Genomic DNA, 21,023 nt, shown 5'->3' with positions numbered 1-21,023 from the left:
GTGCGACTCTGATCATGCTTGCTTCACGGTATCTTCACGGGGGTGCGGAACCCTGTCGGAATAGGCTGCCGCAGGCCGGCGCGCTGTGGCATTATAAGATGTGTTGGTTTGACACAAGGTTTGACACCAGCAGGGCGTCGAGGGCAGGGCGTCACGACATGGCAATGATGCTGACGGCACTCGGTCTGATGAGCGGCACCTCGCTCGACGGGGTCGACGTCGCCTTGATCGAAACCGACGGCAGGCGGGTGAAGTCGATCGGCCCATCCGGCTACCGGGCCTACACAAGCCAGGAACGTGGTCTGTTGCGCCAGGCCCTGACCGAGGCCGTCCACCTGCCGCAGCGCGATGCGCGGCCGGGCATCCTGCGCGAGGCCGAACGCGCCGTCACTTTGGCCCATGCCGAGGCCGTCGCCACCTTCAACGCGCAGCACCGCATCTCCTGCCAGGACATCGATATCGTCGGCTTTCACGGCCAGACCGTGCTGCACCGGCCGGCGCAGAGGATGACCGTGCAAATCGGTGACGCCGCGGCGCTGGCCAGGGCCATCCATATTCCGGTGATGCATGATTTTCGCGCCGCCGACGTCGCCGCCGGCGGGCAGGGCGCGCCGTTCGTGCCGGTCTATCACCGCGCGCTGGCCCAATCGCTGGAGCGCGAGGGCCCGATCGTCGTGGTCAATATCGGCGGCGTTTCCAACATCACCTATATCGACGGGTCGGATATCCTGATCGCCTGCGATACCGGGCCTGGCAACGCGCTGCTCGACGATCACATGTTCCGCACCATGGGCCAGCCGTTCGACTGCGAGGGCCGCATGGCGGCGCAAGGCGCGGTGGATGTGCCATGGGTCATTCGCGCGCTGGAGCATCCGTTCTTTGCGCTGCCGCCGCCGAAATCGCTCGACCGCAACGACTTCGCTTCGCTGGTGCTGCGCGACATGTCTCCGGCCGATGGCGCGGCGACCCTGACGGCGTTCACGGCGGAAGCCATCGCCCGGATCGTGCCGCTGCTGCCGAAGGAGCCGAAGAGCTGGATCGTCGCCGGCGGTGGTGCCCGCAACCTCACCATGCTGCGGATGCTGCGCGAGCGGCTTCAGCCCGCCACCGTCGAGCCCGCCGAGGCGCTGGGCTGGGCGGCCGACGCCCTCGAGGCGCAGGCCTTCGGCTTCCTGGCCGCCCGCGGCCTGAAGGGCCTTCCGTTGAGCTATCCGGCTACCACCGGCGTGCCGATCCCGATGACCGGCGGGCTGATCGCGCGGCCGTGATCAAGATGCAGATGCGTCGATCTTGACATTATATGCAGATGCATGTAGTTATATGCATCTGCATGTAATAGCGAGATGTGCCATGACCGCGCCGCTCAAACTGATCAGCCACGAGCTCTGTCCCTATGTGCAGCGCGCGGTGATCGCGCTGACCGAGAAGGGTGTCCCGTTCGAGCGGATCGATATCGATCTCGCCAACAAGCCGGATTGGTTCCTAGGCATCTCGCCGCTTGGCAAGACGCCGGTGCTGCAGGTCGGCGACAAGGCGATTTTCGAGTCCGCCGTCATCCTGGAGTATCTGGAGGAAACGCAAGCCAAGCCGCTGCATCCGGCCGATCCGCTTGCGCGCGCCGAGCATCGCGGCTGGATCGAATTCGGCTCGGCGGTGCTGAACGATATCGCCGGCTTCTATGCCGCGCCGGACGAAGCTACGTTCAAGGCCAAGGCGGCGCAGCTCGAACAGAAATTTGCGCGGCTCGAGGAGCGCGTGGTGGCCGCGCCATGGTTCGATGGTGGGAATTTTTCGCTGGTCGATGCGGTATTCGGTCCGGTGTTTCGCTACTTCGACGTGTTCGACGACATCGGCGATTTCGGAATCTTGTCCGACAAACCGAAACTTGCGCGCTGGCGCACGTCGCTTGCGGCGCGGTCATCGGTGCGCACAGCGGTCAGCACGGACTATCCGGCGCTGCTGCGCGATTTCATCGACCGGCGGAGGTCGTGGCTGTCGCAATTGCAGGCCGAGGCGCGCGCCGCGGCGTAACGTTCCTTCGGCGGCGCTGCGCACGAGAACGCCGACCGGCTTGCAGGCGCTTCTCCAGCGCGGTCTTGATGGCGGCTTCGGATTTGCCGAAGGTGAAGACGACATTACCGCTGGCGATGTAGGTGCGGACGGCACCGAACCCCAGCTCCTCGCAGATATCCTTGAGGTCGCTCATCGGCAGCTTGCCGGTGCCGCCGACATTGACGGCCCGCAGCAGCGCCACGAACGCGCCCATCGGCCTCAACGAACGTTGGCGAGCCGCATGTCGAGATAACCGGTCACCGTCTCCATCAGCGGCTCCAGCTTGTCCTCGAAGAAATGGTTGGCGCCCGGAATGGTCTGCTGGTCGATGACGATACCCTTTTGGGTCTTCAGCTTTTCGACCAGCGTGGTGACGTCCTTCGCCGGCGCCACGATATCCTTGTCGCCGTGGACGATCAGGCCGGACGAGGGGCACGGCGCCAGGAACGAAAAATCGTAACGGTTGGGTTCGGGCGCGATCGAGATAAAGCCTTCGACCTCCGGCCGGCGCATCAGGAGTTGCATGCCGATCCAGGCGCCGAACGAGAAGCCCGCGACCCAGCAGGCGCGCGCTTCCGGATTGATGGTCTGCGCCCAATCGAGCGCGGATGCCGCATCCGACAGTTCGCCGGTGCCATGGTCGAACGTGCCCTGGCTGCGACCGACGCCGCGGAAGTTGAACCGCAACACCGAAAAGCCGCGCGCCACAAAGGCGTAGTAGACTTGATAGACGATCGGGTGGTTCATGCTGCCGCGAAATTGCGGATGCGGGTGCAGCACCATCGCGATCGGCGCGTTCTTCTGCTTGGCCGGATGATAACGGCCTTCGAGACGGCCTGCGGGGCCGGTGAAAATGACTTCAGGCATTGGTGATCCTTGGCAAAATCAACCGACTTTGTGCTGGCTTCATCCGGCGCTTTGGCAGATGAAGTCTTGCAGAGAGATAAGGGCTGATCAGACGTCGTTGGGCGATGCGCGAACGGCGCCTGGTGAAGTGGTCGCCGCGTTCTAGCATGAGGCGAGGGGCAAAAAGCAAGCTTCTTGAGCATCTCGCGGGGGCCTTCACGGCGTTAGCGTTGGCGATTGCCGGGCGGCGGCGCGATCCCCAATTGCGATAGGGTTGGTCGGACGGTGTAGGGTGCTGCCGCCACCGCATTTCTCTTTCCAGGTAATATATTACTCCATGCCTGACCGGGTCTATCTCGATTGGAACGCCACCACGCCGCTTCGCCGCGAAGCCCGGGAAGCGATGGTCGCCGCATGGGAACTCGCAGGCAATCCGTCCTCGGTCCATGCCGAGGGCCGCCAGGCCCGCCGGCTGGTCGAGGAGGCGAGGGCCGCGATCACAGCCGCGGTCGGCGCGTCGGCACGGGACGTCGTCGTCTTCACCTCGGGGGGAACCGAAGCCAATGCGCTGGCGCTGATGCCGGGCCTGCGGCGGGAGAGCGGGGTTCCCGTGCCGCGGCTCCTGGTTACGGCGGTCGAGCACGCCTCGGTGCTCGCGGGCGGGCGATTCCCGGCCGATGCCATTAGCGTCGTCGGCGTCACCCGGTCGGGCCTGCTCGACCTCAACCGCCTGCGGGCAATGCTCGCTGACGGGCCGCCGGCGCTGGTCTCGGTGATGCTGGCCAACAACGAAACCGGGGCGGTGCAGCCGGTCATGGAGGCCGCCGGGATCGTGCATGGAGCGGGCGGGCTGCTGCATGTCGATGCGATCCAGGCCCTTGGCAAGATACCGTTCGATATCAATGTGTTGAATGCCGATCTGCTGACGCTTTCGGCGCACAAGATTGGCGGCCCCAAGGGCGTCGGCGCGGTGGTCATGGCCGAGGGCTTGCTCGGCCTCGAACCGGTGCTGCGCGGCGGCGGCCAGGAACACGGCCGCCGGGCGGGAACCGAGAATGTGGCGGGAATCGCAGGCTTCGGGGCCGCGGCTGAGGCCGCCATGGCCGCGCTGGAGGGCGATGCGCGCCGCCTTAAGGGCCTGCGGGACCGGCTTGAAGAAGGCCTGCGGCAGACCCCCGGGCTGGTCGTGTTCTCCGGCGACGCCCCAAGGCTGCCCAACACCACGCTGTTCACGGTTCCCGGCCTCAAGGCGGAAACCGCCGTCATCGGCTTCGATCTCGCCGGCGTCGCTGTCTCCTCAGGTTCCGCCTGTTCGTCGGGCAAGGTGCAGCCGTCGCACGTGCTGGAGGCGATGGGGTTCGGCCCCGAACTGGCCCAGGGAGCCGTGCGGCTCAGTCTGGGCTGGTCCACGACGCCTGCGGACGTCGATCGGACCCTTGAGGCTTGGCGAAGGCTCGCCAATACCTTACTTAAGAGGAGTGACGAAACACTGCTTGAACGGTTCTAAGCAGGTGATTTCCTCCAGGAAACATCGTAATAGTCTTTCAAGATGATCCACACCGCGGTCCTTGAAACCGCGAGCGGAGGATGGAATGGCGGCCGTACAAGAGACCGTCGATCGGGTGCGCCGGATCGACGTCGATCAATATCGTTATGGGTTTGAGACCGTAATCGAGTCCGACAAGGCCCCCAAGGGGTTATCGGAAGATACCGTCCGTTTCATTTCGGCGAAAAAGAACGAACCGGCCTGGATGCTGGAATGGCGGCTGGAGGCCTATCGGCGCTGGCTGACCATGACCGAGCCGACCTGGGCGCGGGTCAATTACCCCAAGATCGATTACCAGGATCTCTATTACTACTCGGCGCCGAAGCCGAAGAAGCAGGTCTCGTCACTGGACGAGATCGATCCGGAAATTCTCAAGACCTACGAGAAGCTCGGCATTCCCCTGCGCGAGGTGGAAGTGCTGGAGGGCGTCGCCCGCCCCGAGGGCGAACGCAAGATCGCCGTCGACGCGGTGTTCGATTCGGTTTCCGTAGCGACCACCTTCAAGGAAGAGCTGAAGAAAGCCGGCGTGATCTTCATGCCGATCTCGGAGGCGATCCGCGAGCATCCCGATCTGGTGCAGAAATATCTCGGCACGGTGGTGCCGACCTCCGACAATTATTTCGCCACGCTGAACTCGGCGGTGTTCTCCGACGGCTCGTTCGTCTACGTGCCGCCGGGCGTGCGTTGTCCGATGGAGCTGTCGACGTATTTCCGTATCAACGAACGCAACACCGGCCAGTTCGAGCGCACCCTGATCATCGCCGACAAGGGCGCTTATGTCAGCTACCTCGAAGGCTGCACCGCGCCGCAGCGCGACGAGAACCAGTTGCACGCCGCCGTGGTCGAGCTGGTCACGCTCGACGACGCCGAGATCAAATATTCGACGGTGCAGAACTGGTACCCCGGCAATTCCGAAGGTGTCGGCGGCATCTACAATTTCGTCACCAAGCGGGGCGACTGCCGCGGCAACAATTCGAAGATCTCTTGGACCCAGGTCGAGACAGGCTCGGCTATCACCTGGAAATATCCGAGTTGCATCCTGCGCGGCGATAACTCCCGTGGTGAATTCTATTCGATCGCGATTTCGAACGGCCACCAGCAGGTCGATTCCGGCACCAAGATGATCCATCTCGGCAAGAACACGACGAGCCGGATCATCAGCAAGGGCATCGCCGCGGGCGTGTCGCAGAATACCTATCGTGGACTTGTGACCGCGCATCGGAAAGCCACCGGTGCGCGCAATTTTACGGCGTGTGATTCTTTGTTGATCGGCGACAAATGCGGCGCCCACACCGTGCCCTATATCGAAGCCAAGAATTCCTCGGCGCTGTTCGAGCACGAAGCCACTACCTCGAAGATATCCGAGGATGTGCTGTTCTATTGCGTGCAGCGCGGGCTGTCGCAGGAGGAAGCCGTCGGCCTCGTGGTCAACGGTTTTGTCAAGGACGTGCTGCAGCAACTGCCGATGGAATTTGCGGTGGAAGCGCAGAAGCTGATCTCGATCAGCCTCGAAGGATCGGTTGGATAGCGAGTGCCTCATCCTGAGGAGGCCGCGTGAGCGGCCGTCTCGAAGGGTGAGAGGAGAGATTGTCGGCCACGTCCTTCGCGATGCGCCCTGCGGCGCTCCTCAGGACGAGGAAAACGAAGGAAAGACGGAACAACGTAATGTCGCTACTCGAAGTCAAAAACCTGCAGGTCCGTGTCGATGAGCGCGAGATTCTCCACGGGCTCTCGCTCACCGTGAACCCGGGCGAAGTTCACGCCATCATGGGACCGAACGGCTCCGGCAAGTCGACACTGTCGCATGTGATCGCCGGCAAGCCCGGTTATGAAGTCACCGGCGGCGAGATCCTGTTCAAGGGCGAGAACCTGCTGGAGATGTCGCCGGACGAGCGCGCTGCCAAGGGCGTGTTCCTGGCGTTCCAGTATCCGGTGGAAATCCCGGGTGTCGCCACCATGACCTTCCTGCGCACCGCGCTGAACGCCCAGCGCAAGGCGCGCGGCGAGAGCGAATATTCGACGCCGGATTTCCTCAAGAAGGTTCGCGAAGTCGCGAAGTCCCTCAACATACCGCAGGACATGCTGCGCCGTGGCGTCAATGTCGGCTTCTCCGGCGGCGAGAAGAAGCGCAACGAAGTGCTGCAGATGGCGCTGTTCGAGCCGAGCCTGTGCATCCTCGACGAGATGGATTCCGGCCTCGACATCGACGCGCTGCGGGTCGCCGCCGACGGCGTCAACGCGCTGCGCTCGCCGGATCGCGCCATGGTGGTGATCACGCATTATCAGCGGCTGTTGAATTACATCGTGCCGGATTTCGTGCACGTGATGTCCAGGGGCCGCGTCGTGAAGAGCGGCGGCAAGGAACTGGCGCTGGAGCTCGAGGCTTCCGGCTACGCGCAGTTCGAAGCCGCAGCCTGAACCTGAAGCGGATGTTGTAATGAACGTGGCATTGGCAAAGACCGAGACCGGACGCGCGCTGAGCGACAGCTTTGCGGTCGCGCGTGACCGGCTGCCCGGCGCGGGCAAGGTCGCGGATCGCAGGCGGCAGGCGTTCGAGGCCTACGAGCGCGCCGGCCTGCCGCACCGGCGGATCGAGGACTGGAAATACACCGACCTGCGCGCGCTAATGCGCGAGGTGCTGCCGCTGGCTGGCGCACCGGACGCGGCGGCGCTGACCCGCGCGGCCGCCGCGCTGAAGCTGCACGCGATCGAAGGCGCGCGCCGGCTGGTGCTGGTCGACGGCGTGTTCGCGCCAAAACTGTCGGAAACGGCCAATCCCGAACGAGGCCTCGCCATCTGCACGCTGCGCGAGGCGCTGGAAACCGGCGACGCGGCGCTGCAGGCGCAATTATTCGCGCCGGACGATTCCGATGCCATGGTGGCGCTGAACAGCGCGATGATGACCGACGGTCTCGTGATCGAGGTCGCCGACGGCGCCGTGCTGGCGCAGCCTCTGCATATCGTCCATATCGTCAGCGGCGCGAAGCCTGCGGCGATGTTCACCCGCTCGCTGCTCCGCCTCGGCAAGGCCGCCGGCGCGACGCTGGTGGAAAGCTACATCAGCGGCGATGGCGCCAGGGCCTATCAGGTCCATGATGCGTTGGTGCTGTCGATCGGCGACGGCGCGCGGCTCGATCATGTCCGCCTGGTCGAGGATGGCCGCGACGCCTTCAACATTTCCTCATCGGTGGTGCGGCTCGGCTCCCACGCCCATTTCAATACCTTCGGCATGACCTCCGGCTCCGGCGTTAGCCGTTACCAGGCCGTCATCGCCTTTGCCGGCGAGGGTTCGAAGGTCGAGACCAACGGTGTCAATCTGCTCAACGGCCGCCAGCACGCCGACACCACGCTGTTCATGGACCACGCGGTGCCGAATTGCGTCAGCCGCGAGATCTTCCGCGCCGTGGTCGACGACCGCGGCCATTCGGTGTTCCAGGGCCGCATCATCGTCCGCCCCGACGCGCAGAAGACCGACGCCAAGATGATGACACGGGCTCTGTTGCTGTCGGACGAGGCCGAGGCCGACAACAAGCCGGAGCTGGAGATCTTCGCCGACGACGTCACCTGCGGCCATGGCGCCGCCACCGGCGCTCTCGATGAGAGCCTCTTGTTTTACCTGCGCGCGCGGGGCTTGCCCGAGAAGGAGGCCCAGGCGCTGCTGATCCAGGCCTTCGTCGGCGAGGCGATCGAATCCATCGTCAATGACGGCCTGCGCGAACTCGCGATCTCGGCGGCGCAGCGCTGGCTGGAGGCTCGGGGATGACCATGCATCCGGCAGTCGCAAACGGTTCATACGACGTCGCCCGGGTCCGGGAAGACTTTCCCGCGCTGTCGCTGAAGATCTACGGCAAGCCGCTGGTCTATCTCGACAACGCCGCCTCGGCGCAGAAGCCGACCGCGGTGCTCGACCGCATGACGCTGGCCTATAAGAGCGAATACGCCAACGTGCATCGCGGACTGCACTACCTCGCCAATGCGGCGACGGAAGCCTTTGAGGGCGGCCGCGCCAAGGTCGCGAAATTCATCAATGCCGGGCGCAACGAAGAGGTCATCTTCACCCGCAACGCCACCGAGGCGATCAACCTCGTGGCGTCGTCCTGGGGCGAGCCGAATATCGGCGAGGGCGACGAGATCGTGCTCTCGATTATGGAGCACCATTCCAACATCGTGCCTTGGCATTTCCTGAGGGAGCGTCACGGCGCGGTCCTGAAATGGGCCGATGTCGACGACGAAGGCAACTTCCTGATCGACGAGTTCGAAAAGCTGCTGGGCCCGCGCACCAAGCTGGTCGCGATCACGCAGATGTCGAATGCGCTCGGCACCATCGTTCCGGTCAAGGATGTGGTGAAGCTCGCGCATAGCAGGGGCATCCCGGTCCTGGTCGACGGCAGCCAGGCCGCCGTGCACCTGGCGATCGACGTGCGCGATATCGACGCCGATTTCTACGTCTTCACCGGCCACAAGCTGTACGGCCCGACTGGCATCGGCGTGCTCTACGCCAAGCACGAGCACCTGGTCGCGATGCGGCCCTATAACGGCGGCGGCGAGATGATCCGCGAGGTCGCGCGGGACTGGGTCACCTATGGCGATCCGCCGCACAAGTTCGAGGCGGGTACGCCCGCCATCGTGGAATCGATCGGGCTGGGTGCCGCGATCGACTACGTCAATTCGATCGGCAAGGAGCGGATCGCCGCGCATGAGCACGATCTTTTGACCTACGCCGAAGCGCGGCTGCGCGAGATCAACTCGCTGCGGCTGATCGGGACCGCGCGCGGCAAGGGCCCGGTGATCTCGTTCGAGATGAAGGGCGCTCATCCCCACGATGTCGCGACCGTGATCGACCGCCAGGGCATCGCGGTGCGCGCGGGAACCCATTGCGCGATGCCGCTCTTAGAGCGGTTCAACGTCACGGCCACCTGCCGTGCCTCGTTCGGGATGTATAATACCCGTGAAGAAGTCGACCATCTGGCACAGGCGCTGATCAAGGCGCGGGAATTGTTTTCATGAGCGATACCGTCGAAGCCAAGAATCTGGAATCCAGGAATCTGGAAGCCAAGACCAGCAACATGGAAACGAACTCGGCGCTGCCGCCGGAGGAGACCGAGCGGCTCGGCGGCGAGATCGTGGCCGCGCTGAAGACCGTGTTCGACCCGGAAATTCCGGCCGACATCTACGAGCTCGGGCTGATCTACAAGGTCGATATCAAGGACGACCGCTCCGTCGACGTCATGATGACGCTGACTACGCCGAACTGTCCGGCGGCGGGCGAATTGCCGCAGATGGTGGAGAACGCGGTCGCCAGCGTTCCCGGCGTCGGCGTGGTCAATGTCAATCTGGTCTGGGAGCCGGCATGGACGCCGGATCGCATGACCGACGAGGCGCGCCTCGTCCTCAATATGTGGTGAAGCGTTACGTTAGTGGAGTTGAGCTTAAGCTTTTCACGAGAACGTGGCACGGCATTGATCGGCGGCCAGGAATGACCAAATGACCAACATGACACCCGCTTCAACGACACCGGCCTCCAAGCCGAAGCCGCGTCCCCGGCCGCAGGTCATGAAACTGACCGAGGCCGCCGCGCAGCGCATTACCGAACTTGCCAGGCGCGCCGATTCCGAAATCGTTGGTCTTCGCGTCGGGATCAAGAACGGCGGCTGCGCCGGGCAATCCTACACGGTCGAATATGCCCACGAGATCCGCCCCACCGACGAGGTGGTCGAGGACAAGGGCGTCAAGATACTGGTCGATCCCAAGGCGGTGCTGTTCCTGCTCGGCACCGAGATGGACTACAAGGTCGACAAGATGTCGGCGCAGTTCATCTTCAACAATCCGAACCAGACTGGCGCCTGCGGCTGCGGCGAATCCGTGCAACTGACGCCTGCGAAGATCGTGGATGGCTAGATCTCGGCCCGGATCTAACTCTAACCAAGCGTCGTGCCGGCCTTGAGCCGGGACCCGCAACCACCGTTGTTGATTGTTGCGGAGATCGTCGACCACACTGCCTGAATGCGAGGCTGCGGCGTATGGGTCCCGGCGTTCGCCGGGACGACGGTGGAAAGATGGACCGCGATTTTCTGATCGATCTGTTTTCGGATTTTGGCCCGGTCACCATCCGCCGGATGTTTTCGGGCTTCGGCATTTCCGCCGACGGCACCAACTTCGCGCTCGCGTTGCGATCCGGCCTCTATTTCCGCGCTGACGAGGCGACGATACCGCAGTTCGAGGCCGAGGGGTCGACGCCGTTTCAGTACCAGACGCGGGCGAAGACCGTTACCGTCAATTCGTACTGGCAGTTGCCGGCGCGGCTGTTCGACGATTCGGAGGAACTGAGCGTGTGGGCGAAGGCGGCGCTGGCGGCGGCGCAGCGCGCGGCCTTGCGCAAGCGCCCGAAGCCGCGCAAGGCGGCGAAGAAGAAGCTCGTAGTCAAGAAGAAGGCTATGGCCAAAAAGAAGGGAGCAACAGCCGTCGTCCCGGCCAAGCGCCCTTCGCGCGCGCGCCGGGACCCATAACCACCGCCGTTGATTGTTGCAGAAGCCGTCTGCCAGCGTACCCGAACGAGAATGCACGGCGTATGGGTCCCTTGCTTTCGCGGGGACGACGAGCGGAGGATGTTCGCCTCACGCCACCTGGACCTGGCTCTGGGTCTCGGCGGCGTATTCCGGGTCGACTTCGCAGATCACGCGGTTGCGGCCGTTGCGCTTGGCGGCGTAGAGGCAGGCATCGGCGCGTTCGATCAGCGCGTCGGTATCGTCACCCGGCTTCAGCATGGAAACGCCGACCGAGATGGTGACGCGGCCGAGAATTTCGCCGGTAGATTTCTTCTTCAATTCCTTCGCCATGACGGCGCGGCGGATGTGATCGGCGACCGTCAGCGCCTGGCGCAGCGCGGTGTTGGGCAGCACCACCGCGAATTCCTCGCCGCCGTAGCGGGCGGTGATGTCCTGGCCCTTGATGGTCTGTTTCAGCGACATGCCTACCAGCCGCAGCACCTGATCGCCGGTGAGGTGGCCATAGGAATCGTTGAACGATTTGAAGTGATCGATATCGAACATCAGGAGCGTAAGCGGTTCGCCGCTGGCGAGCGCGTTCTGGACCGCCGTCTCGATCGAGCGGTCGAAATATTTGCGGTTGCCGAGGCCGGTCAGGGGATCGGTCAGGCTTTCGGCCCTGATCGCCTCGAGGCTCTGCTGCAGGTTGCTGATTTCGTTCTTCGACAGCGACAGCCGGTCTTCCAGCGCCTTGTTGGTCTCGCGCATCTCGCGGGTGGACTTCACCAGCGATTCGACGATTGCTTTGATCTGGTCGGGTTTCTGGGCGACCGAGAGCTTCCGGGCCGCGCCCGTCAGGTTGTCGTCATAGCTCGCCGCCATGCCGAGCGCTTCGCCGATCAGCGTCATCACGTCGTCGATTTCGCCGATCACGCGCGATCCGACCTTGTCGATACGGTCGGTGGTCTTGATCTGGGAAAGATAGGTCTCGTAGATCTGTTCGAGATCGGCCTCGGTCAGCTTGCCGTTGCGCGCCAGCGTCTCGTTGATGATCTTGTTGAGCGGGGAATTATATCCGGTCGCGTAGACGTACCAGATTTCATAGTTGCGGGGGACGGCGGTTTGCCGGAGGGATTTGATCTGGCCCAGCGCGACTTCGGCGAAGGCCATCGTGCGTTCATGTTCGTCCAGCACCTTAATCACAGGTCACGTCCCCACATGGCAGGCAGCGTTGCCCGCCGTCCCGCAGCAATCAATAAAATTATCGGCGGCAGGTTAATGGAGGAGAATGAACGGCCGGTAAACGGGTTCCTACCGGCCTTTAACTGAAGTTCGGAACAAAAGTTTAGATTCGGGCGCGAACCGGACGCAACAGGAATGCCGGAAGGTGCGAGTGATCGGCAGGCTCCGATGACGCGTCGCGTGGCGCCGGGGGCGCTTCGGGGCGGCCGATCGAAGGCGTGCGCGAGGGAGGCGGAGCCGACGGTGGCGTGAACGCCGCCGCGGCGGCCTGCGGCTGCGGACCCGAACTGCGGCCGCCGCCTGAACGCCGCGGTTCGCGTTCGCGCCGCGGCTTGCGGCCGCCGCGCGAACCTTCCCTTGAACCTTCTCTTGCGCCATCGCGTCCGCGGGAGTGGCGCGGCTGCTCGGAGTCGCCGCCGGGCACAGCTGCGGTGCTTTCGATCGGCTGAACGGCGCTGCCGCCTTCGACGGGAGGGATGCTTTGTCCGATCAGCTTTTCGATCGCCGCCATCGACTTATGATCGAGCGGAGAGACGATGGAAATCGCGGTGCCGGCGCGTCCGGCGCGGCCGGTGCGGCCGATGCGGTGGACGTAATCGTCGGCGTGATGCGGGACGTCGAAATTGAAGACGTGGCTGACAGCCGGAATATCGAGGCCGCGGGCAGCGACGTCGGAAGCGACCAGCAGCGGAATTTCGCCCTTGCGGAATTGATCGAGTGCGGCGGTGCGCGCCGACTGGTCCATGTCGCCGTGCAGGGCGCCGACGCTGAAGCCGTGCTTGTGCAGCGATTTGTACAGCAGCGCAACCTCGCGCTTGCGGTTGCAGAAGATGATCGCGTTGTTGAGATCCTGGGCGTCACGCAACAGGCGGCGCAGCACTTCACGCTTCTCGTGGGGCTCGCGGCCGACACTGATCTGGAATTGCGACACGCCGACGGCGGTGGTGGCGGGCCTGGAAACTTCGATCCGTTGCGGATTATGCAGGAAGGTTTCGGTGATGCGGGCGATTTCCGGCGGCATCGTCGCGGTGAAGAACAGTGTCTGCCGCGTGAACGGGATCATCTTGCAGATGCGCTCGATGTCGGGAATGAAGCCCATGTCGAGCATGCGGTCGGCTTCGTCGATCACCAGCAGTTCGACGCCGGTGAGCAACAGCCCGCCGCGTTCGGTATGGTCGAGCAGACGGCCCGGGGTCGCGATCAGGACGTCGACGCCGCGCGTCAGCTTGGTGTCCTGGTCGCCGAACGAAACCCCGCCGATCAGGAGCGCCACGTTGAGCTTCTGCCCGGCGCCGTATTTATCGAATTGCTCCTTGACCTGGGCTGCGAGTTCGCGCGTCGGCTCCAGGATCAGGGTGCGGGGCATCCGGGCGCGTGCGCGGCCCTTTTCCAGCAGAGTAAGCATCGGAAGGACGAAGGCCGCGGTCTTGCCGGTGCCGGTCTGGGCGATGCCGAGAACGTCGCGGCGGGCCAGAACGTGGGGGATCGCCTGTTCCTGAATGGGAGTAGGGGTGGTGTAACCGGTGGCCGCAACTGCGGCGAGCACCTTGTCGGAAAGTCCGAGATGGGAAAAAGACATTGAGCCTCTAGTCGACACCGCCGTTCGGAATCGAGGATAGAAAGGCTGTCGCGTTCAACCCCGAAACGGCGCGCTTTATGAAGCTGGGGGCTCTGACTTACGCTGACGAGCGGCTAACCCAAGGGAATCGCGTTTCGATCCAGGGCCGCGTTGAAACGGAACATAGGGACGAAACGGCCAAAGTCAATCTTGGAACCGGCCAAATGGCCGAAAAAGCTTAACGTTTTCGCATAAATAAGGGGCGCCTCGTCATCTAATGGTCACGTGGCGAGGCCGCGCCGGGGGGATTGGCAGGGCGAGACTGGTTCTCTTGCGCGCCGGTTCACAACTCCCGCGGGCAATCCCCGCCATTGAACCGGCGCTGTTCATTTATCGACTATGGCATAGAGCGGATCGCACGAGCCGCGGATGATTCGCGCAGTCGGGGAATACGGATGAATAGCTGGTTGTCCTTCAGGACCGCTCTGGCGTGGTGTCTGGCGGGGTCGTTGCTGGCGTTTGCCGCGCCTGCACAAGCCGCCAAGCGGGTCGCGCTGGTCATCGGCAACAACGACTACAGGAACGTTCCGAAACTGCAGAAGGCGGTCAACGACGCCCGCACCATGGGCGATACGCTGAAGCAGCTCGGCTTTTCCGTGATGGTGGCGGAGAACCAGACGCGGGCTGCGTTCAGCCAGACGCTGCTGGCGTTCGACAAGGCGGTCGAGCCCGGCGATACCGCGTTCTTCTTCTACGCCGGCCACGGTTTTGAGATCGCCGGACAGAACTTTCTGCTGCCGACCGACGTGCCTGCGGCGACCGAGGGCCAGGAAGAGCTGGTACGCGATGCATCGATCCTGGCGGACCGCGTCATCGAACGGCTGCAGAACAAGAAGGCGCGTACCGCCATTCTGGTCTTCGACGCCTGCCGCAACAATCCGTTCGAACGCGCCGGCACCCGCGCGGTCGCCGGCGGCGGCGGTCTGGCGCCGATGACGCAATTGCCGGAGGGCGTGTTCTCGGTATTTTCGGCGGGCCCGCGGCAGACCGCGCTCGACCGGCTCTCCAACAATGACGACAATCCCAATTCGGTGTTCACGCGGACTTTCGCCAAGGAGCTGACGCAGCCCGGCGCTAATCTCGTGCAGGTCGCGCAGCGCACCCGGCGCCTTGTCAGTGAGGCGGCGGAGACCGTGCGCCACAAGCAGATCCCGGTTTATTTCGACCAGATGGTCGACGACGTGTTTCTGAACGGCGTTGCGAAGGGGCAGGCCGAAACAGCCGCCGAGCCCTTGCAGAAGGTCGCGGCCTTGCCGCCGGTGCAGCGCCTTGCGCCGTCGAACGAAAGCGTCAATGCGCCGATCGCCGCGTTCTCCCGCCACAATGGCGGCTGGACCGTGGTGTTCTCGATCGCCGATCCGACGCTCGGGATTTCATGGCGGATCGGCGAGACCAGCGAATTCCGCGAGACCGGTTTCATCGACACGCTCGATCCGCGCACACGCAAGCGGATGCCCAACCCGTCGATCGAATTGCCCGCCGACGCGCCGGCGGCGACGATCCAGGTCCGCTATGTCGATATCCAGGGCGAGTTGCAGGGACCGTTCCCGATCCGGTTCGATCCGGAAGCCGCGCTGATCCGCGATCAGCGCAAGATCCTCGACATGACCGCGACGAGTTGGCTGTCGTTCCGCGAGTTCAACGGGTTGCTGGTCTATTACACCCACCTGATGTCGTATCGCTGCGCGATCCGCGAAGTGCGCGTCGGCATCGATACCACGGTGCCGGACAAGGTGCTGAAAATGCCGCCCTGCGATCCCAGGGATCCCAGTGTCATTCCCCATGAGGCGCAGCCCTATCTGAAGCTCGCGCCCGCGACCAGATCGGTGTCGGTGGAATTGACCTACCGCGACGGCAGCGTTTCCGAGATCAAGAGTTTCCGGCGCTGACACGTCCGTCATTGCGAGCGAAGCGAAGCAATCCACCTGTCCCCGCGGGGATAGATGGATTGCTTCGTCGCTGTCGCTCCTCGCAATGACGAATGGTGCGATCCGGCGTATGCTCCTGTCCTGGAGGTCGCCATGGAGCCATCTATGAAGTTCCGCTGCTGCATCGTCGGCGGCGGTCCCGCCGGCATGATGCTGGGTTATCTGCTCGGCCGCGCCGGCGTCGATACGATCGTGCTGGAGAAGCACGCCGACTTCTTCCGCGATTTTCGCGGCGACACCGTGCATCCCTCGACGCTGCAGGTGATGGACGAACTCGGCCTGATCGATGGATTTCTCAAGCTGCCGCACCAGCGACTGCGGAAGATGGACGGCAAGTTCGGCAGCGCCACCATCCGGATCGCGGACCTCAGCCGTCTGAAGGCAAAGTACCCCTTCATCGCCTTCATGCCGCAATGGGACTTTCTCAATTTCCTGCGCGAGAGCGGCCAACGATTCCCGTCGCTCAGGGTGATGATGAATGCTGAGGCGACCGACCTGATCCGGTCGGGCGAAACGGTCATCAGCGTGAAGCTGGCGGTGCAGGATGCGGTCGCGACGGCGAACCTGCTGGCGGCCAAGCTGGCAGACGGCTGTCCTTCCGAACAGGAGCTCGATGCGGTGCGGCGGCGCCGGGAATTTCCGGTGCGGATGACGCAGGCCATGCAGGTGGTGGTCCAGAACAACGTCATCAGCGTCGCGCTCAAGCCCGGCGGCCGGCCGCTCAAGCCACCGCTGCCGGTGCGCCTCATCAACGCGGTACCGTGGCTGCAGGGCGTTACCGCGCGGTTCGTCGGCCTTGGGGTGCGGCCGGAGCATGTACATTCGCCGGTAGCCCCGACCCGCTGACACCGGCGAGGCATTCTACTTTGCATGGGGTTGTTTTCGCGATTTTCTGTAGGGGCACTGCGGTAGGCGCCGCGTCCGGCGCACCAGCTCGTTGGTGCTTCGCGCTTGCTTAGCCCATGATCGAGAAACCGCCATCGATCGGGATCGCGGTGCCGGTGACGAAGTCCGAGGCGCTCGACGACAGGAACACCGCGATGCCGGCGAAGTCGGCGATGGCGCCCCAGCGCGCCGCCGGCGTGCGCGCCAGCACCTTGTCGTGCAGTCCGTCGATCTGCTCGCGGGCGCGCTTGGTCAGTTCGGTGTCGATCCAGCCCGGCAGAATGGCGTTGACTTGGATGCCGTCAACGGCCCAAGCCACCGCGCAGGAGCGGGTGAACTGCACGATGCCACCCTTGCTCGCGGCGTAGGCTGGCGCAAAACTGGCGCCGAAGATCGACATCATCGAGCCGATATTGATGATCTTGCCGCCGCCTGCGGCCTTCATGGCGGGGTAGGCCGCCTGCGAGCACAGGAACGCGCTGGTGAGGTTGGTCTTGATGACGCTGTCCCATTCCGCCAGATCGAGTGCGTGCGGCGCTTTTCGAATATTGATGCCGGCATTGTTGACGAGAATGTCAACGCGCCCGAGTTCGTTCTTCACCCGCTCGACCATGGCCTCGACCGCCGATTGGCTGGTGACGTCGGCTGTGACGGAGATTGCCTTGACGCCGCGCGTCCTGAGGTCTGCGACCGCAGCGTTGGACTTCGCTTCGTCGCGTCCGACGACGGCGATGCCGGCGCCGGCTTCCGCTAACCCTCGCGCCATCCCGAGCCCGATGCCGCCATTGCCGCCGGTGACGATGGCTACCTTGCCGCTGAGATCGAACAGTTTTGAATTCATGGACATTCCCCCGTCACGCCCGGTTCTATGCCGGCATCCTCGTCCTGATCGCCAGTTTTTAAAGAGGTGGATTGCTGGGACAAGCCCGGCCATGGCGACCACGCCACGTCGGATGTGGATTCAACGCCGGTTCTGCCAGATCAGGATCAGTCCGAGCGCGGCCAGCGCCGCGCCGTACCAGGCCCACTGGATCTGGCTGATCATGAAGCTCGATGCCGGCCAGGCAATCACGCCGGTGCCTTGGCCGATCCAGAGCAACCCGATCGCGAGTGCAAGGATGCCGGCGATCAAAAACCATCTGCGCATCGCTCTTCCCCGCTGGCCGTGGCCCCGGTGGGGACGCGGCCACCTTGACGTGCGGAATCAGCGAGGGCAAGGGGCGGGCGCCGGAGGCTTCCCGGTGGGGCGCTCACAGACCCCATAGGCACAAAAAAGCCCCGGCAATATGCCGGGGCTTTTAAGTTGTTTACTCTCGGGAGAGATCAGTACTTCGCGACGACCGGGCCACCCCAGTTGAAACGGTAGACCAGCTCGCTGCGGATGGTGTGGGTGTACTTCTTGGAGTCCAGCGAGTCGCCGTTCAGAGCATTGGTGGTGGCGTTCCTGAAGGGGTTGTTCCGGAGATCGAATTCCGAGAAGCGGTATTCGGTCTTCCAGAACAGGCCCGGCAGGAAGCTCAGCGCATATTCGTCGCCGGCCCCGAGGAACCAACCCTTGTAGGTCGCCTTGTCGAGGTAGGTGTTGGCCGTTCCAAACGGGGCGCCGGCGAAGTTGAAGTTGATCCGGTCGAAGGTCGCCTCGGTGTAGCCACCCGAGAAATAGGTCAGAAGCTGCGGGAATGCCAGCCAGCCGATGCGGCCGCCGACCGCCCAGGCCGAGCTCATCTTCTCTTCGCCAACGATAGCAGCGTTGAGGGTACCAAGCTGGCCTTTGATGCTCGCGAAGTCATAGTCGGCGAAGGCGCCGACCACGAACTGTGCGCCTGCGGCCGAGAACTGGTAGTCGCAGCCACCACCGATGGTGCCGAAGTAGCCGCGACCGCCGGCCGTCGTTTCGGCGGAAACCAGAGTCCGCGGCGGACCATCGATATAACGGGTGTTTTCCTGGTTCCACATACCGAAGCCGCCACCGCCACCGATGTAGCAGCCGGTCCAGGACGGGGCATATGCAACGGGAGCAGCCCGCAGCGGGGCCTTGGCGGCCATGTCGGCCGCGACAGCCGGGGCAGCAAACGCCGCAAACGCGGTCAGCGCGAGCACTAATTTCTTCATTTTCAATTCCCCAGTATTGAGCGTTCGAAACCGACCGCGCGGGTGCCTCTGCACCGATTCCCGTAAACCTTGTAGGCGGAACTATACGCAGTTCCGTCCAAAATGCTGTTGCAGGGGGAGCACACACGCCGGAAAACGCGCCAGGCTGGAAAAGCCCAAAAAGGCGGCAAATCCGCATGGGGACAGCGGAATCGACGCCGCTCCCCCGGACACTTCCCGACGGTCCCGGCCCCCTAGACGTCCAGCAAATCCTCGCTGGCGAATTCGGCCTTGTCGGAAATGAAGGCAAAGCGCGCTTCCGCCTTGGTGCCCATCAGCCGCTCGACCGAATCGGCGGTGCCCTCGCGGTCGTCGGCCAAGAGCACCACGCGCAGCAAGGTGCGTTTGGCCGGATCCATGGTGGTTTCCTTCAGCTGCGCCGGCATCATTTCGCCGAGGCCCTTGAAGCGGCCGACGTCGACCTTGGCGTTGGCGTTGAATTCGCTCCTCAGAAGCAGCTCCTTGTGGGCGTCGTCGCGGGCGTAGACCGTCTTTGAACCGTGGGTGAGGCGGTAGAGCGGCGGCACCGCGAGGTAGAGGTGGCCCTCGTCGATCAGCCGCGGCATCTGCCGGTAGAAGAACGTGATCAGCAACGAGGCGATATGCGCGCCGTCGACGTCGGCGTCGGTCATGACGATGATGCGGGCGTAGCGCAGATCCTCTTCGCGGTAATGCGGGCCGGCGCCGCAGCCGATCGCCTGCATCAGGTCGGCAAGCTGCGCATTGGCGGTTAGCTTGTCCTTGGTGGCGGAGGCGACGTTGAGGATCTTGCCGCGCAAGGGAAGGATGGCCTGGGTCTTGCGGTCGCGCGCCTGCTTGGCGCTGCCGCCGGCCGAGTCGCCCTCGACGATGAACAGTTCCGAACCTTCGGCGGCGGTATTGGTGCAGTCCGCGAGCTTGCCGGGCAGGCGCGCTTTCTTTGTCGCGGTCTTGCGCGAGATTTCCTTCTCGGCGCGGCGGCGCAGCCGCTCGTCGGCGCGCTCGATGACGAAATCCAGCAGCTTGTTGGCCTGCAGCGGATTGCCCGACAGCCAGTGGTCGAACGGGTCCTTGATCGCCTGCTCGACGATGCGCTGGGCTTCGGCGGTGGCGAGGCGGTCCTTGGTCTGGCCCTGGAATTCCGGCTCGCGCACGAACACGCTGAGCATCACGGCGGCGCCGACCATGACGTCTTCCGAGGTGATGGAAGCGGCGCGCTTGCCCTGGCCGACGCGTTCGGCGTGGTCCTTCAGGCCGCGCAACAGCGCGCTGCGCATGCCGGATTCGTGGGTGCCGCCATCCTGCGTCGGCACGGTGTTGCAATAGGAAGACAGGAAACCGTCGGCGTCCGCGGTCCACGCCACGGCCCATTCGCAGGCGCCGTGGGCGCCGACCCGGCCGGACTTGCCGGAGAAGATATCCGGATGCACCAGCGTGTCGGCATGAACGGCCGCGGCGAGGTAATCCTTCAATCCGCCGGCGAAATGAAAGGTGTCCTCGGCAGGCACGCCCTCGAGGCCCTTCAGCAGGGCCGGATCGCAGCGCCAGCGGATTTCGACGCCGCCGAACAGATAGGCCTTGGAGCGCGCCATCTTGAACAGCCGCTGCGGCTTGAAGGCGGCCTTGGCGCCGAAAATCTCGGTATCCGGCTTGAAGCGGATGCGGGTGCCGCGGCGGTTGCTGATCTTGCCGAGGTCCTCCAGCTTGCCCTTGGGATGGCCGCGCTCGAAACTCATGCGATAGAGCTTCTGGCTGCGGGCGACCTCGACCTCGAGCCGCGAGGACAGCGCGTTGACCACGGAGACGCCGACACCGTGCAGGCCGCCGGAGGTCTCATAGACCTTGGAGTCGAATTTGCCGCCGGAGTGCAGCGTGCACATGATGACTTCGAGCGCGGATTTCTTCGGGAATTTCGGATGCGGGTCGACCGGGATGCCGCGGCCATTGTCCGACACGGTCAGAAAGCCGTCGGCGGAAAGCTCCACTTCGATGAAGGAGGCGTGACCCGCCAGCGCCTCGTCCATGGAATTGTCGATCACTTCCGCGAACAGGTGGTGCAGCGCCTTCTCGTCGGTGCCGCCGATATACATGCCGGGCCGGCGGCGCACCGGCTCGAGGCCTTCGAGCACCTCGATATCGGCCGCGGTGTAGCCGGCTTCGGCGCTGGAGGCGCGCGATGCGACCTTGAGCGGGGCGCGGCCCTTCGCGGTCGATGCCTCGAAAAGATCTTTACCGGCTTTGGTTTTTGCTGCAGATTTCAATGGCTTGGACATGGCTCTTCATGTGTTGCG

Annotated in this window: 19 protein-coding genes and 1 pseudogene; 12 read left to right on the top strand and 8 right to left on the bottom strand. The window is 63.9% G+C overall.

Annotated features, from left to right (window positions below):
- Positions 1-164 precede the first annotated feature (164 nt).
- Positions 165-1,268, top strand: coding sequence for an anhydro-N-acetylmuramic acid kinase (locus KMZ29_RS15860; protein WP_215624291.1), 1,104 nt, complete (start codon positions 165-167; stop codon positions 1,266-1,268).
- 82 nt (positions 1,269-1,350) lie between these two features.
- On the top strand, positions 1,351-2,031 hold the full coding sequence (locus tag KMZ29_RS15855) for a glutathione S-transferase family protein (RefSeq protein WP_215620128.1): 681 nt from the start codon (positions 1,351-1,353) through the stop codon (positions 2,029-2,031).
- Between the two features lie 93 nt (positions 2,032-2,124).
- Here the strand turns inward: KMZ29_RS15855 and KMZ29_RS27015 are convergent.
- Both KMZ29_RS27015 and KMZ29_RS15845 read right to left on the bottom strand, forming a co-directional pair.
- A pseudogene (locus KMZ29_RS27015) lies at positions 2,125-2,266 on the bottom strand (DUF1697 domain-containing protein); the annotation flags it as partial.
- 5 nt (positions 2,267-2,271) lie between these two features.
- Positions 2,272-2,919, bottom strand: a complete 648-nt coding sequence (locus KMZ29_RS15845; RefSeq protein ID WP_215602141.1) for an alpha/beta hydrolase — start codon at positions 2,917-2,919, stop codon at positions 2,272-2,274.
- A gap of 316 nt (positions 2,920-3,235) precedes the next feature.
- On the opposite strand from KMZ29_RS15845, the gene KMZ29_RS15840 reads away from it, so the two are divergent.
- The 8 genes from KMZ29_RS15840 to KMZ29_RS15805 all read left to right on the top strand — a co-directional run bounded on the left by KMZ29_RS15840 (position 3,236) and on the right by KMZ29_RS15805 (position 10,950).
- Positions 3,236-4,405 carry a cysteine desulfurase family protein gene (locus KMZ29_RS15840; protein WP_215624290.1) on the top strand — a complete coding sequence of 390 codons (1,170 nt, stop codon included), beginning with the start codon at positions 3,236-3,238 and terminating at the stop codon, positions 4,403-4,405.
- Between the two features lie 85 nt (positions 4,406-4,490).
- Positions 4,491-5,972 (top strand): Fe-S cluster assembly protein SufB, encoded by a 1,482-nt coding sequence (sufB, locus tag KMZ29_RS15835; protein WP_215620126.1) that lies wholly within the window; start codon positions 4,491-4,493, stop codon positions 5,970-5,972.
- A gap of 137 nt (positions 5,973-6,109) precedes the next feature.
- On the top strand, positions 6,110-6,862 hold the full coding sequence (gene sufC, locus KMZ29_RS15830; RefSeq protein ID WP_215620125.1) for a Fe-S cluster assembly ATPase SufC: 753 nt from the start codon (positions 6,110-6,112) through the stop codon (positions 6,860-6,862).
- Between the two features lie 19 nt (positions 6,863-6,881).
- Positions 6,882-8,207 carry a Fe-S cluster assembly protein SufD gene (gene sufD / locus KMZ29_RS15825; RefSeq protein ID WP_215620124.1) on the top strand — a complete coding sequence of 442 codons (1,326 nt, stop codon included), beginning with the start codon at positions 6,882-6,884 and terminating at the stop codon, positions 8,205-8,207.
- Positions 8,204-9,451, top strand: a complete 1,248-nt coding sequence (locus KMZ29_RS15820) for a cysteine desulfurase (RefSeq protein ID WP_215620123.1) — start codon at positions 8,204-8,206, stop codon at positions 9,449-9,451. Before sufD ends, KMZ29_RS15820 begins: the two co-directional genes overlap by 4 nt.
- On the top strand, positions 9,448-9,849 hold the full coding sequence (locus KMZ29_RS15815; RefSeq protein ID WP_215620122.1) for an SUF system Fe-S cluster assembly protein: 402 nt from the start codon (positions 9,448-9,450) through the stop codon (positions 9,847-9,849). The genes KMZ29_RS15820 and KMZ29_RS15815 overlap by 4 nt, the downstream gene beginning before the upstream one ends.
- 79 nt (positions 9,850-9,928) lie before the next feature.
- Positions 9,929-10,342, top strand: a complete 414-nt coding sequence (locus KMZ29_RS15810) for a HesB/IscA family protein (protein ID WP_215620121.1) — start codon at positions 9,929-9,931, stop codon at positions 10,340-10,342.
- 158 nt (positions 10,343-10,500) lie between these two features.
- Entirely contained in the window at positions 10,501-10,950 is a 450-nt protein-coding gene (locus tag KMZ29_RS15805; RefSeq protein WP_215620120.1) for a TfoX/Sxy family protein, read from the top strand.
- 108 nt (positions 10,951-11,058) lie between these two features.
- Here KMZ29_RS15805 and KMZ29_RS15800 read toward each other — a convergent pair whose 3' ends face one another.
- Both KMZ29_RS15800 and KMZ29_RS15795 read right to left on the bottom strand, forming a co-directional pair.
- Positions 11,059-12,132, bottom strand: a complete 1,074-nt coding sequence (locus tag KMZ29_RS15800; protein ID WP_215620119.1) for a GGDEF domain-containing protein — start codon at positions 12,130-12,132, stop codon at positions 11,059-11,061.
- Positions 12,133-12,274: 142 nt separating this feature from the next.
- Positions 12,275-13,750, bottom strand: coding sequence for a DEAD/DEAH box helicase (locus KMZ29_RS15795; RefSeq protein WP_215620118.1), 1,476 nt, complete (start codon positions 13,748-13,750; stop codon positions 12,275-12,277).
- A gap of 434 nt (positions 13,751-14,184) precedes the next feature.
- Between KMZ29_RS15795 and KMZ29_RS15790 the strand changes: the two genes are divergently transcribed.
- Entirely contained in the window at positions 14,185-15,678 is a 1,494-nt protein-coding gene (locus tag KMZ29_RS15790) for a caspase family protein (RefSeq protein ID WP_215620117.1), read from the top strand.
- Positions 15,679-15,822: 144 nt separating this feature from the next.
- Complete coding sequence (locus tag KMZ29_RS15785; protein WP_249779704.1) at positions 15,823-16,563, top strand: FAD-dependent monooxygenase; 741 nt, start codon at positions 15,823-15,825, stop codon at positions 16,561-16,563.
- A 109-nt stretch (positions 16,564-16,672) separates the two neighbouring features.
- On the opposite strand, the gene KMZ29_RS15780 is transcribed toward KMZ29_RS15785, so the two are convergent.
- From KMZ29_RS15780 to parE, 4 genes are all read right to left on the bottom strand, one after another.
- Entirely contained in the window at positions 16,673-17,443 is a 771-nt protein-coding gene (locus KMZ29_RS15780; protein ID WP_215620115.1) for an SDR family NAD(P)-dependent oxidoreductase, read from the bottom strand.
- 120 nt (positions 17,444-17,563) lie between these two features.
- On the bottom strand, positions 17,564-17,749 hold the full coding sequence (locus KMZ29_RS15775) for a hypothetical protein (protein WP_215620114.1): 186 nt from the start codon (positions 17,747-17,749) through the stop codon (positions 17,564-17,566).
- A 176-nt stretch (positions 17,750-17,925) separates the two neighbouring features.
- Positions 17,926-18,720 carry an outer membrane protein gene (locus KMZ29_RS15770; protein WP_215620113.1) on the bottom strand — a complete coding sequence of 265 codons (795 nt, stop codon included), beginning with the start codon at positions 18,718-18,720 and terminating at the stop codon, positions 17,926-17,928.
- Positions 18,721-18,947: 227 nt separating this feature from the next.
- Positions 18,948-21,005: a DNA topoisomerase IV subunit B gene (gene parE / locus KMZ29_RS15765; RefSeq protein WP_215620112.1), complete on the bottom strand. Its 2,058-nt coding sequence runs from the start codon at positions 21,003-21,005 to the stop codon at positions 18,948-18,950.
- Between the last annotated feature and the right edge of the window lie 18 nt (positions 21,006-21,023).

Origin of the sequence: Bradyrhizobium sediminis, assembly GCF_018736085.1 — a bacterium.
In the GTDB taxonomy this organism is placed as follows: domain Bacteria; phylum Pseudomonadota; class Alphaproteobacteria; order Rhizobiales; family Xanthobacteraceae; genus Bradyrhizobium; species Bradyrhizobium sediminis.
Note: the sequence above shows the minus strand (reverse complement) of the source record. Positions and strands in the feature narration are given on the sequence as shown.